At 37.6% G+C, this 12,437-nt stretch carries 12 protein-coding genes; 5 read left to right on the top strand and 7 right to left on the bottom strand.

What is annotated here, in order from left to right:
- Positions 1-28: 28 nt before the first annotated feature.
- A complete protein-coding gene (locus tag MKY65_RS19905) occupies positions 29-508 on the bottom strand; it encodes a GyrI-like domain-containing protein (RefSeq protein ID WP_339179948.1) in 480 nt (159 codons plus the stop codon).
- A 111-nt stretch (positions 509-619) separates the two neighbouring features.
- Between MKY65_RS19905 and MKY65_RS19900 the strand changes: the two genes are divergently transcribed.
- Positions 620-1,576: an HTH domain-containing protein gene (locus MKY65_RS19900; RefSeq protein ID WP_339179946.1), complete on the top strand. Its 957-nt coding sequence runs from the start codon at positions 620-622 to the stop codon at positions 1,574-1,576.
- Positions 1,577-1,739: 163 nt separating this feature from the next.
- Here the strand turns inward: MKY65_RS19900 and MKY65_RS19895 are convergent, their stop codons facing one another.
- From MKY65_RS19895 to MKY65_RS19875, 5 genes are all read right to left on the bottom strand, one after another.
- Positions 1,740-1,967, bottom strand: coding sequence for a hypothetical protein (locus tag MKY65_RS19895; protein WP_212928942.1), 228 nt, complete (start codon positions 1,965-1,967; stop codon positions 1,740-1,742).
- A gap of 3 nt (positions 1,968-1,970) precedes the next feature.
- On the bottom strand, positions 1,971-3,320 hold the full coding sequence (locus MKY65_RS19890) for a TRAP transporter large permease subunit (protein WP_339179942.1): 1,350 nt from the start codon (positions 3,318-3,320) through the stop codon (positions 1,971-1,973).
- A 22-nt stretch (positions 3,321-3,342) separates the two neighbouring features.
- Complete coding sequence (locus MKY65_RS19885; RefSeq protein ID WP_193064640.1) at positions 3,343-4,206, bottom strand: DUF1932 domain-containing protein; 864 nt, start codon at positions 4,204-4,206, stop codon at positions 3,343-3,345.
- A gap of 16 nt (positions 4,207-4,222) precedes the next feature.
- Positions 4,223-4,897: an RraA family protein gene (locus MKY65_RS19880; RefSeq protein ID WP_193064641.1), complete on the bottom strand. Its 675-nt coding sequence runs from the start codon at positions 4,895-4,897 to the stop codon at positions 4,223-4,225.
- Positions 4,898-5,064: 167 nt separating this feature from the next.
- On the bottom strand, positions 5,065-5,916 hold the full coding sequence (locus MKY65_RS19875) for a MurR/RpiR family transcriptional regulator (protein WP_256705074.1): 852 nt from the start codon (positions 5,914-5,916) through the stop codon (positions 5,065-5,067).
- Between the two features lie 552 nt (positions 5,917-6,468).
- Between MKY65_RS19875 and MKY65_RS19870 the strand changes: the two genes are divergently transcribed.
- The 4 genes from MKY65_RS19870 (at position 6,469) to MKY65_RS19855 (ending at position 10,548) form a co-directional block, all read left to right on the top strand.
- Positions 6,469-6,954, top strand: a complete 486-nt coding sequence (locus MKY65_RS19870) for a DUF2243 domain-containing protein (protein WP_339179939.1) — start codon at positions 6,469-6,471, stop codon at positions 6,952-6,954.
- Positions 6,951-7,760 carry a cytochrome c oxidase assembly protein gene (locus tag MKY65_RS19865; protein ID WP_339179936.1) on the top strand — a complete coding sequence of 270 codons (810 nt, stop codon included), beginning with the start codon at positions 6,951-6,953 and terminating at the stop codon, positions 7,758-7,760. Before MKY65_RS19870 ends, MKY65_RS19865 begins: the two co-directional genes overlap by 4 nt.
- 323 nt (positions 7,761-8,083) lie before the next feature.
- Positions 8,084-9,031 (top strand): ribose-phosphate diphosphokinase, encoded by a 948-nt coding sequence (locus tag MKY65_RS19860; protein ID WP_193064644.1) that lies wholly within the window; start codon positions 8,084-8,086, stop codon positions 9,029-9,031.
- Positions 9,032-9,153: 122 nt separating this feature from the next.
- Positions 9,154-10,548 (top strand): serine hydrolase domain-containing protein, encoded by a 1,395-nt coding sequence (locus MKY65_RS19855; RefSeq protein WP_339179932.1) that lies wholly within the window; start codon positions 9,154-9,156, stop codon positions 10,546-10,548.
- A gap of 58 nt (positions 10,549-10,606) precedes the next feature.
- Here MKY65_RS19855 and MKY65_RS19850 read toward each other — a convergent pair whose 3' ends face one another.
- The gene (locus tag MKY65_RS19850) at positions 10,607-12,118 is read right to left on the bottom strand and encodes an MFS transporter (RefSeq protein ID WP_339179930.1); all 1,512 of its coding nucleotides are present in this window, start codon (positions 12,116-12,118) and stop codon (positions 10,607-10,609) included.
- Positions 12,119-12,437: the final 319 nt, after the last annotated feature.

Genomic DNA, 12,437 nt, shown 5'->3' with positions numbered 1-12,437 from the left:
GTTTGGAATCTAATCTGTCAGAACACTATTACTTCCGCACTACAGGAATCCACATTTCACCAAATACCTTACCGCCCCGCTGTCCCATCTCAACAGAGGTATTTGGTCCGCCGACATACGCAACATCCTGTGCTGCCGGCAGAGCCTCGCCAAAAGCCATACCAGTAAGTGTCTCATGCAGGACTTCAGCTGTCTCCGCTTCTCCTTTGACAACAACATATTCCCCTTGAGGAAATTGAATCACCCTTGTCGCATCAGGTAAAGTCTCTTTTGTCAGCACACCGACATAATGCATCATTTTGTTATTTACCGCTTCATTCACAATAAAAACAGACTCATTTTCAGCAACGCTTTTTAACTTATCAAGCGTTCCATCCTCATTTACTTTATTCCAGAAATCCGCTTTTTCCTGATTGATGCCCATATAATCTGTATAATCACTCTTTAGATCTGTTCCAAAGCCTAATACAACAAAGCTGTCTTTTTCTTCTAACGTATAATTTGCCATACTTAAAACCATCCTTTTTTAGAAATTGTATCAAATGTGTTGTCTTTTCATTTGATAAGTTTATACTATCCTTAAATCATGTCAAAAAATGATACTGTTTAGGAGGATATCATGAAAAAAGTGGAGCGGGTCAATATCATCATGCGCTATATCAATAATCGTTCTCGTTTTACCATCTCAGAAATCATGCAGGAATTTAATATTTCTCGTTCTACTGCTATTCGAGATATCAAAGAGATTGAAGCGATGGGAATGCCGCTTGTTGCTGAAGTTGGAAGGGACGGAGGTTATTTCGTTATGAATAATTCTGTCTTGCCAACTGTTCGTTTTACCGATAATGAGATAAAAGCGCTTTTTCTTGCTTTTATGGCTACCAGAAATCAGCAGCTTCCCTATTTAAAAAGTCGCCACTCCTTGGCTGAAAAATTACTTGGTCTTATCTCTGAAAATCAACAGGATGATCTGATGCTTTTAAATCAAATCCTCTTATTTGAAGGTACGAACCCGAATAATCCTGATCTGCTTGACCTGTCTGATTTGCCTCATCCGATGTTGGAGCAGCTTATCCAGCATATTCTTATGGACAGTTATTTATGGATTACTGTACAGGAAGGGGAGGAGTGTAAATCCTATCCGATTTATCTTCTGCATATTTATCGGGAGAAAAGCTACTGGTTGATGGAAGGCTTTCATTTGGAGGAGGAAAAGACACAGATTATTCCTGTAGATCAGCTTACTGATATTCGCACCTATCCTGTTAAGCATAGGATGAGCAGGAAAAAGATTTTGGAAAAGCAGCGCAGCCAGAAAGAAGAGATTAATCTCATGCTTGAACTGGGGCCAAAGGCGATTGCTCAATTTAAAAAGTACCATCCGCTGACTGTTTCTATTTCTTATACTAATCCTTACCAGACTCGGGCGCGTTTAAACACGTTTGTTGATGTGAGAAAAGAGGAGGAGGTTAATGAGATGGTGAATTGGCTGCTTTTTCTTGGGGTGGATGTTGAGGTTAAGGAAATTCCGGGGGAAGTTTTGGAGAGAGTGCGGGAGAGAACGATGATGTGGTAATGATAAAGAGAATAATACAAAATGTAAGAGTATAAGCTGATTCATCATCGAGTTTTTTTTAACATGGCAGGTTCTCCTTCCCTCGTTAAAATATACGATTTCAAGGATAACCTGCCCCATTTTTAGGTATCAAATTATCTATTTGTATCCTCTTTTGATGTTATCAATCCGATTTCCCTTTATATTTCGGAAAGTAACCCAATATAAATGCAATACCTGAAAATACTGCAGCTAATATAATTGCGGTTCTTAGTAATAAATCGCTGACATTTATCATTAATTCTCCATTACCAATTATTAATCCAAACAATTGTGTTAAAACCATAATTAATGCAGTCAAAATGGATAGTATTAGACTTACTGTAAAAGCTTTTTCTAGAAATTTTTGCAATTTTTACCCTCCCCAAATTGGTAAAATTCCCATTCCTATTAACCATCCTATTATTACAACAGGAACGGCATAATAAAGAATTAACATACCAAATGTTTTTTCAGGCTTCGCACCTACTATGCCAGATGCAATATAAATTGATCCCGAAGCTGGCGGCATTTGTGCTGATGTTGAAGCAAATGTAATCACCGCAACAGCAGCAATTAAAGGTGAGAATCCGCTTGCAATTAATATCTCATATGAAACTAAACCTACAGCTGTTAAAGTACCCGTTGATGTTAAAGGCCCTGCTATAATCGTAATTCCTATGCCCAATAGTAATAATGTTAACCATGCAGGAGAATTTAGAGCATCAATAAATTGTGCGATATTATCAGAGAGTCCGAGTTCGGTTAAAACTTCGCTTGCTGCTACAGCAAAGAAAATAAGTGCACCAATTACTGTAAATCGAGGTATTGCTTTTTGGATAAATTCCATGAACTCTTGGCTGGAATTTGGTAACGCTTTCCTTCCTAATAAAAAAGAAATAGCAATCATTAGGGTTGGTATCCAAACAACAATATCAATACTATCGATTGCTTCTTCCCCTATAGAAGGGTTACTAATCAAGTAGTCTGATAAAGGACCAATCGTAAGTATTAATGGAATGATTGCACCTAAATAGATAAATATGGATGACCAGCCTTTTTTTAAAGAAACACTTAAAGGTTCAAGCGATTCAGAAGGGAAAGCCTTTATGTTTTGTTTTTTAACAAAGAATCCTATCATAATGATTCTATGAATAAATTGATAAGCCCCTGCTATAAAGAGTGCAATATAATATTCACCAACAGAAACAGCTGCTGCCACTGGGGCAAATCCTAAAACAATAAACATCGATGTAGTAGGAGGCAGAACAGAAGCCATTCCCCCGTTACCAACCATGACTGTCGCTGCTATTTCTTTGTTCCATTTATTTTTAATCATCCATGGTCCTGTAATTGATCCAGTTGCAGCGGTATTCCCTGAATCTCCTCCAGACAGGGTTCCTAGAGCGGAGGAACCAATAGCATCCATAAAAGCAGGTGCACCTGGCAGCCTTCCTACAAGTGAATTCAATATACCAAGTAATTTATCTACAATTCCTAATTTGTCTATTACATAAGCCATGAATACAAATGCAATGGCAGCATATAATACTGAAAATGTCGAAGCAAAAGTAATTCCCTGTACAAATAAGTTAAAGGCTTCAGTGCCGCCTAATAATGCTATTGCCAAAAAACCTATTAGAGCAGCTTCCCCTAAATTTCTCTTTAATTTAACACTCCATAATATAAGTATTACAACAAATATCACTAATGCTAATATCCCCATTTTAAACCTCCTTCGATTAAGGTTAACTATTTAATGCATGGATAACTTTCTTCCAATCCAATTTTTCTTCAGACTTTAATTTTTCATCTAATTTTGCTCGTGTAATATATTCAAGTTTAGATTTCGTACCATTTGTCATATAAGGCTCTACGCCATTCCTTTTCATAAATTCTATTACATTCTCCATTTCTTTTTCTCTTCGTTTAGAATGCGGTACATTGCTTTTTATATATCTCTCTACAATTTCTTCAAACGGATCTCTGTCCATTGTTGAAGTAATTGAATCAAGTATTTCGTCTTCCAGTTCCAGTTTTTCAGCTGTCTCCATTACTTCATACAATAATGTGGAAAGGCCTTTGGTAAAAATACTGCGGATAAATTTAAAGTTTGTTGCATCTCCGACTTTTTCGCTAATGCAGGTTAAATTCATATCGAATTTTTGCCCCCAATTAACAAATTCGTTCCCATTAGTTCCGCTAACTAACATAGGTACTTTATGTCCGTATACCTTTAAAGCGCCCATAATAGCTGCATCAATTAAATTTAATCCTTTTTTATCCAGCTTTTCAGCTATCGTCTTTTTTTCTTCGGCACTCGCTGTTGTCAAATCAACATATAAAGTGGATGTGTCTAAAGAATCTATTATAGAATTCCAGACTTCTACTGCATTGTTAGCTGGAACTGCCACAAATAAAATATCAATAGATTTTCTGACTAACTCTTTAGGCGTATTAATAAAGCTTAACGTTGTAACTTCTGAAATATCCTTTGATTCTGATCCATGAAATAAAGGGTCAAAAGCATAAATAGTATCCACGTTATATTCACTGATACTTTTCGTGATTTCACGACCGACTTCACCGTATCCAATAAATCCTATATTCAAATCCAACACTCCATCTCTATTGACTATTATTTTTTATTGCGTCTCTTAACCAAGCAGGCTCTAGCGCAGAAGTATCATTATGTTGTTCGTTTAAATTAAATTCCATAATCTTTTGTAATCGTTTGTTTTCATACGCCAGCTTTTTTTCAGCTGATATTATAGATTCTTCTATTTTTTCGTGAGGAATAATGACAACGCCATCTTCATCACCTATTACAAAATCACCTGAGTGAACTTGGATGCCCCCGCAGCTGATTGTGTCATCGAAGGTTCCAGGTCCATTTTTACGCGGACCAGTCGGCACAAATCCTTTAGAATATATTTGTATATCCATATCCGATAAATCTTGTTTATCTCTAACTAGTCCATCAACAATTATTCCTTTTATTCCCATTTTTTCAGCTGCTGCAGCCATTAAATTACCTAGGCATGCTGCATAAGTAGAACCCTTACAATCCACGACCAGTATATCGCCGGGATTAGACTCATAAATCGCATAGTGTAAATATAAATTATCTCCTGGATAAACGGACACGGTTCTTACTTGACCAACCAGCGGTTCTTTATAATTTACAGGCTTGATATGATAATCCATTACATTCTCATAATTCATACTGTCAGCAAGTAATGTAGAACTTAATTCTCTCAATTTAGTGAGTATCGTTTCTTTCTCATTATACTGTTTAGACATAATCAAAACCCCTTAGTAAAATTTATTACATTTTTAATATAAAGTGTAATATTTATTACAATATAGCATGTCTGATTATTTGTGTAAACCCTTTCAGTAATTTAAAAATAAAAAAAGCTTTTCACACCACATAAAAAATAGTGTGAAAAGCTTTAGAATATGAATTGCTAATCCTTAGCATGGTAATGGATACTTTTAAGAATTTCATCGACTTTATCTAAGCGATCTGAATCTCTATTAGATGCTTGAATAGCTAATGCGTTTATGATGTAGTCTACAGCTACAGCTGCTGCAATCGGTGAATTATGAAATGCTAAACTATTTGCATCACATGTTATGACCACATCAGCATAGTCAACAATTGGAGAAGAATAATTATCTGTAATTGTAACTATTTTAACACCTCTTGCTTTAGCCGTTTTTATAAAATCATTAATCCGTTTTGCGTATCTCGGAAAACTTATTGCAATAAGTAAATCATCTTCGTCCATAGAAACTACTTCATCTACCCAATCTGACGTATCCGCTACCATAAGCCTGCAATTTCCTTTAATTCGATTTACGTTCTGAGTTAAAAACTGGCCGACAGGAAGCCCGCTGCGCACGCAGGTACAATAGACATGTCTGGCTTGCGTTATCAATTGAACAATATCATCCAATAAGGCCTTATCAACGTGGCTGCTAAGCGTTCTTAACTGATTAATATAATAATCAATTGTTTGTGCCCAGAGTTCTCCTTCTTCTACATTTTTTAGATTAGATTCTAATCGGGCGTGAGGAGATGCCTTATCTCTTAAATTATCTTGCAAATCATGTTGAAATTCTGAATATCCCACATATCCCAATTTACTCGTGAATCTCATTATTGTAGTTGTACTCGTTCCGACCTTTTTTGCTAATTGATTGATTGTATCAAAAGAAACTTCTGATGAATTTTTAATTATGTAGTCAGCAACTTTTCTTTCCGAATTCGTGAGATTTACAATGTTCTTCTTTAATTTATTTATCACGTTTTCCATCATATCACCATCAATATTTGTAGTTATTCACATGTATTACTAAATCAAGTATTCATGAATATTACGCTACTTTCTTAATTATCCGTGCCCCCGCGTCAAGCTAGTATATATTAGCATACCAATTTTACGATAAAACAACAAGATGACACAGATGAAAAGAGCTTAGAAAAAATTTTATAAACACACATTGGAATAAAAGGGGGATATAAAAATCGGTAAATCTGATGAATAGTATTATCAAAATGGTTGTTAAATCCGTCTAGGCTTTCTTTTCTTGAGATCCCAGCTGTCTCTACAGAAAAACAAAACATTATAAACGTACATCAAATAAAGAATTACCACCCCCATCCAATTATAAAAATCTGTTTACCAAAAAAAAGAAATGGGAATGACTATTTAAAAGAAAGAAGGACTTCAGGAAAGTCTGTACGTTATATTTCTATTTTAATAAGAAACTTCATGGGAAGAGTGAAAATTAATTTGAAAATGTTGTCATAAATCTTGTGGATTCACATTGTTTCAGCTTTTTATCCAATAGAGGAGGTTTCTATAATGAAAAAAGAACTGACGCAAGAACAGTTCAGCTATTCAGGCAGAAACGTTTTATCTGGTTTTTTATTTGGGCTTGGGATGGTTGCTTTTATTGACGAAGCTATTTTTCACCAATTGCTTCACTGGCATCATTTTTATGATCGTTCGACTACAGAAATTGGTCTTATTTCCGATGGGCTGTTTCACGCATTTAGCTGGTTTGCAACTGTCGGCGCGCTTTTTATGCTGGCTGATTTAAGACGGCGGGGAGCTTGGTGGAAAAAGCGGTGGCTAGGCGGTATGACGCTGGGGGCTGGTGTGTTTAATTTGTATGATGGTATCGTTCAGCATAAACTGATGCAGCTGCACCAGATTCGTTATGGCGTAAACCTGCTTCCCTATGATTTAACATGGAATATTCTTGCTGGAATAATGGTAATCGCCGGAGGAACCGTCGTTTATCAAACACAGAAACAGCTAAAGCTGCACAAGGGTGAGCCGGGATGATGGGGCATCAGCATGAAAATATGGCGCATACTGCTCACTCGATTGATGCTGTTACACAAATATTTTTAAGCGTCCCTTTTATCATTGGCCTATTGCTTTACATTACTGCAGTTATTTTTTCAAAAAGACAGAATAAGGCATGGCCTATATACCGCACAGTTTTATGGACAGCAGGAAGTGTTTTGTGCATTATCACCGTTGTAAATCCGTTAGCTTCTATCGCGCATCAGAATTTTACCATGCATATGTTTGGCCACTTGCTTTTAGGCATGCTCGGCCCGTTATTCATGGTACTGGCTGCACCAATGACACTGCTTCTGCGAACACTGCCGACACGTTATGCTAAAAAAGTAACTGCTGTACTAAGAAGTCCGTTTTTCCATTTCCTCTCCAATCCAATTGTTCCTGCAGTATTAAATATAGGCGGACTTTGGCTGCTTTATATGACGGGTTTGTACAGTATGATGGAGACAATCATGTGGGTTCATGTGCTTGTCCACCTGCATGTTTTTCTAGCTGGATACTTTTTTGCGGCTACACTGTTATATATTGACCCGATTCCGTATCGATACAGTTATATCTATCGTTCTTTGGTATTGATACTTGCTTTAGCAGGACATAAGATTCTTTCCAAAGTCATTTATGCTTATCCTCCAGAAGGGGTACCCAGAGCGGAGGCTGAAGCCGGGGGCATGTTGATGTATTATGGCGGGGACGCTGTTGATATCGTAATTATTATTATTTTGTGCTATCAATGGTATCAGTCAAAAAGAACAAGAGAAGTTCGTTATCCTGTGACGGGGTAAATAATGAACGGAAATGACAGGGTCTATGCTCTCTATTCCTATATATTGAATATAATCGGAAAATTATCTGGTTTATTCAATATATAGTTTTTTTGTTTGGAAATGGAGTATTGTTATTCTCTCCTGCTAAACTTTTTCACTATCCAAACCTATAAATAAATCAAAATTTAAAGATAATTAAGAAGAAGCGTGTCAGAAATCCTTGATAGAGCGAGCAAAAGGATTTAATATAAATATAACTTATTATAATCGTACACGTAAGCTGGTTGAAAAGAAGCAATTATCCCAGTGGACGGAGATGGATTATTCAGGAGGCTGAAAAAATGAAATGTAGTCCCAAATTAAGGTTATTTTCATTGAACTCCCATTATACCTTAGCAAAAGAGATCGCTGATATTTTAAATGTTCCTCTTGGGAAAAGCTCTGTGAAACACTTTAGTGATGGTGAAATCCAAATCAATATTGAAGAAAGTGTCAGAGGATGTGAAGTATATCTGATTCAATCTACTTCTGAACCGGCAAATGAGCATATCATGGAACTATTGATTATGATTGATGCGATGAAAAGAGCTTCAGCTGAATCCATCAATGTGATCATTCCGTATTACGGTTATGCACGACAGGATCGGAAGGCACGGGCCAGAGAGCCGATTACTGCCAAATTGATTGCTGATTTAATCGAAACAGCAGGGGCCTCCAGAATAATCACATTAGATCTGCACGCGCGGCAAATTCAAGGTTTTTTCGATCTGCCGGTAGACCAGCTTATGGGAGTACCTGTATTAGCGGAGTATTTTAAAAAGAAATTACCGACGGAAGAGGTTATTGTTGTTGCGCCGGATAATGGGGGCGTAGGTCGCGCCAGGAAGATGGCAACGATATTAGACGCGCCTATTGCGCTCATAGATAAACGGCGTCCCAAACCGAATGTATCACAGGTAATGAATGTGATTGGCGATGTGGCAGGGAAAAAGGTCATCCTTATCGATGATTTGATTGATACTGCCGGAACACTTATATCGGCTGCTGATGCGCTGGTTGATAGAGGAGCGGAAGAAATATATGCTTGCTGTACACATCCTGTTTTATCCGGGCCGGCAGTGGAGCGGATTAAATCCTCCATTATCAAGGAATTAGTGATTACCAATTCGATTTATCTGCCAGAGGAGAAACAAATTAATAAAATCACATCCTTGACCATTGCGCCGTTATTAGCTGATGCCGTGCTGAGAGTTCATAACAATGCTTCTGTCAGTGTCCTGTTTGAATAAGTTTTTAGCATTTAGAAATACCTGTATTAATGACAAAAGGATTCAGTTTAGATACAACACCCCAAATGTGAGAGCAAGCAACTGACGTTTGGGGTGTTTTTATATAGAGGGAGGTTCAAATCATGTTATCCAAATCTACACAAGAAAAATTGAATAATGAAATCAATCAAACCTGTGAAGAGCTAAAAATCCCCGGCATGGCACTAACTATTTACCAACACGGCAACAGCATTTATGAAAAATATTATGGATACAGAAACATGAAAGAAAGGCTTCCTATTACAAAGGATACAATATTCGGCCTGGCTTCCATCACCAAATCCCTGACATGTCTGATGGTTATGAAGCTGGAGGAAGAAGGCCGGCTGCATAGCAGTGATAAAGTAACCGAATGGCTTCCCAATTTGAAATTGCCAAGAGAGGATTACTTGAAACAGCTGGAGATTAGGCATCTTATGTCCCATACCAGCGGTTTACCGGGATTGCCCTCTATTCATCACGCCCGCATGAAAAGCATTAGGAAGGATCCGGATGGCGATTTTTTATTTGGAAAATGGCAGGGGGAGGATAACTCTGCCATTCAAACTGCGAATGAATTGATTGAACAAATAAGCAGGATGGACTTTGCATTGTCAGGTCCTCCAGGAACGGTGTTCAATTACTCTAATGAAGGATATGGGATGCTGCAAAAAATTATTGAATTGGCGAGCGGAATGACGTTTATCGATTATGTGGAGAGAAAATTATTTTCCCCGCTGCGGCTAAAGAACTCCTTTTTTCTGACTGAATCCATTATTAACAAAGAAAATGTAACGGAATTATATGCCTATCAAGAAAAGCAGTCGGGTATTTTTCATTCGCCAGCCTGGTGGGATGTTGGGGCTATTTACACGAACGGCTCCTGGAAGGCTTCGGCTGGCGATGTAATGAAGTATGCAGAACTGCTTCGGTTAAGTGGCAGGATTCAAGACAAGCAACTTATTTCAGAGGGGAAAATTGAAAAAATGACCTCCTCCGCTTATTCATTGCCAAATGCCGGTGATTACGGCTTTGGGATAGAAATAAATCCGATTGGGGGACACACCCGATTTGGACATGGCGGCAGCATAAAGGGAGTTTCCTCCAACTTTCAAATCATTAAGGAAAAAGGAATAGCTGCTTCCATTTTAATCAATATGGCAGATGTACCGGCTGAAAAGATATTGGTTTCTGCACTACATATTCTTTTAGGGATATCAGCGGAGAATCCTTTCAAGAAAGATGATGTGTTATCCGGAAAAACATTGAATTTAAGCCTGTTTTCCGGCGGGTATCAATCAGGAGAAGGGGATAAAGCTTCCGTTTCGATACAGGATGATTTGCTTTATTTGAATCGGAATGAACAAATCACATGCTTTTACCCGCTATCTGAAAATGGTTTTATCGCGGAAACCGGAGAGCGGATTTATTTTGCAAAGACTGGAGATTGCGTGCATTCGGTTCTTGTTGGGAAGAGGGTATTGGAAAAAGGGCAATGAGAATAGACGGAAAAAATCCCTTGGTTTTCATGATTGAACAGGAAACCAAGGGATTTTTTCAGCTTATAGAAGATTGCTTCATATTAGAAATATCATTAAACACGCCGACATACTGTATTATTTCACCAACATTATTTTTAACAGGACTGATGGTAAGCAGCTCTTTATATACTTCTCCATTTTTTCGCTGATTTTGGATTTCTCCTTGCCAGAATCCTTTGTTATTAATGGATTCCCACATGTCTTTATAAAATGCTTTATCATGCTTTCCAGAACTAATCACCTTAGGGGTTTTGCCAATGACTTCTTCTTGATGGTAGCCAGTAATTCTTGTGAAAGCAGGATTGATATGCTGAATGACTTTATTTTTATTCGTTATCATCATGCCCTCCGCAACGCCTTCAATGATTTTTCCTTCCACACTTACCCGATCTTGATAATACATAAATATAACGATGATAAAGCTGACGATAGCAAATTCAGACATTAACATAAATGCAATCGCATGATGTCCAGTGAGATTAGCTACACCAGTTAATAGTAATGGAGGGAAGAAACCGCCTAATCCACCCATCGCAGAAACAATCCCATTGACGATTCCAGCTTGCTTGGAAAAATATAAGGGAACTAACTTAAAGACAGTCCCATTTCCAATCCCTACGGTTACCGCAACGGCCAATGCCCCAACGGTATACCATGTGATGCCTGGTGAGAAGGATAATAGGATGCCTGAGAAGGCTACCCCAATGAATACAAACATTAAAATAATGAAAGCATTGAATTTATCAGCCAATAAACCCCCAATTGGTCTTAATGCTGTAGCAATCACAATAAAGATAGCAGTTCGAACGCCAGCGTCTACCGGTTCTAAACTGAAGTTATCTACTAAAAAGCTTGGCAGAAACATGGTGAAAGCAACAAAAGCACCAAATGTAATGAAATAAAATAGGCTTAGGAACCATAAGGTTGTATTTTTATATACACCTTTAATTTGTTCCGCCATCGATTTCTTCACTTTTTCTTCTGAACGGTCACCAAGGATAAAAACAAGTGCGGCAAATAAAAGTAAGATAATCAAAAAGATACGTATGGTTCCTTGCCATCCAATTGCTCCAGCGAGTACAGGTGCGCCAAAGGATGTAATTGCTGTACCAACGTTACCAATCCCATATACGCCATTGATAAACCCATGTTTTTCCTTTGGATAATATTTTGGAAGGGATGTTACTCCGATGGAGAATACCGCTCCGCCTATCCCCAATAGTAAGCCGCCAATGACCAAATCTGCGAAAGAGTCGGCAATGCTCAAGAAGAAAACAGGGAATAGTAAAATCAAAAAGCTAATGAGAAAAATAATTCGTGCCCCAAAACGATCGGCATAAAAACCAATTGGAATACGCAGTAAAGATCCCAAAATAACAGGGATGGCCGTAATAATAGATGCTTGGCCGGATGTTAATGAAATATCCATTGTAATGTATGGCATGAGCGATGAAATCAGTACCCACACCATAAATCCTATAAATAGATTTGAAGTCTGCAAGATTAATTGTAATCCAGGTTTTTTCATTTTTATTCTCCTTCCATGACGAGGTAATTCTTTCATTTGTTTTTTCGATGCTTCCAATTCCATTCATTTGATTACGTTGAAAATTTTAATCTTTCTTTAACAAATACGTAGTGAAATAAATCACATGATTTGTGTCATTTTTTTGAAGACAGAAAGAAGATTTTTTGCTGGAGCTTCATTTGGGCAGTAATAGCAGACTTTTTCAAGCGCCTGGCGGCAAGCAAAATGCTATCCATTTGACTGCATTTTTAATTTCTGGCCTACGTGTGATGTTTTTCACAACGGACAGAAATAAGAAATGATTTAATAGGTCATAGAT

The sequence above is a fragment of the Oceanobacillus sp. FSL W7-1293 genome, assembly GCF_037969815.1.
Lineage (GTDB): Bacteria > Bacillota > Bacilli > Bacillales > Amphibacillaceae > Oceanobacillus > Oceanobacillus oncorhynchi.
This window is presented reverse-complemented; position numbering and strand designations above follow the sequence as displayed.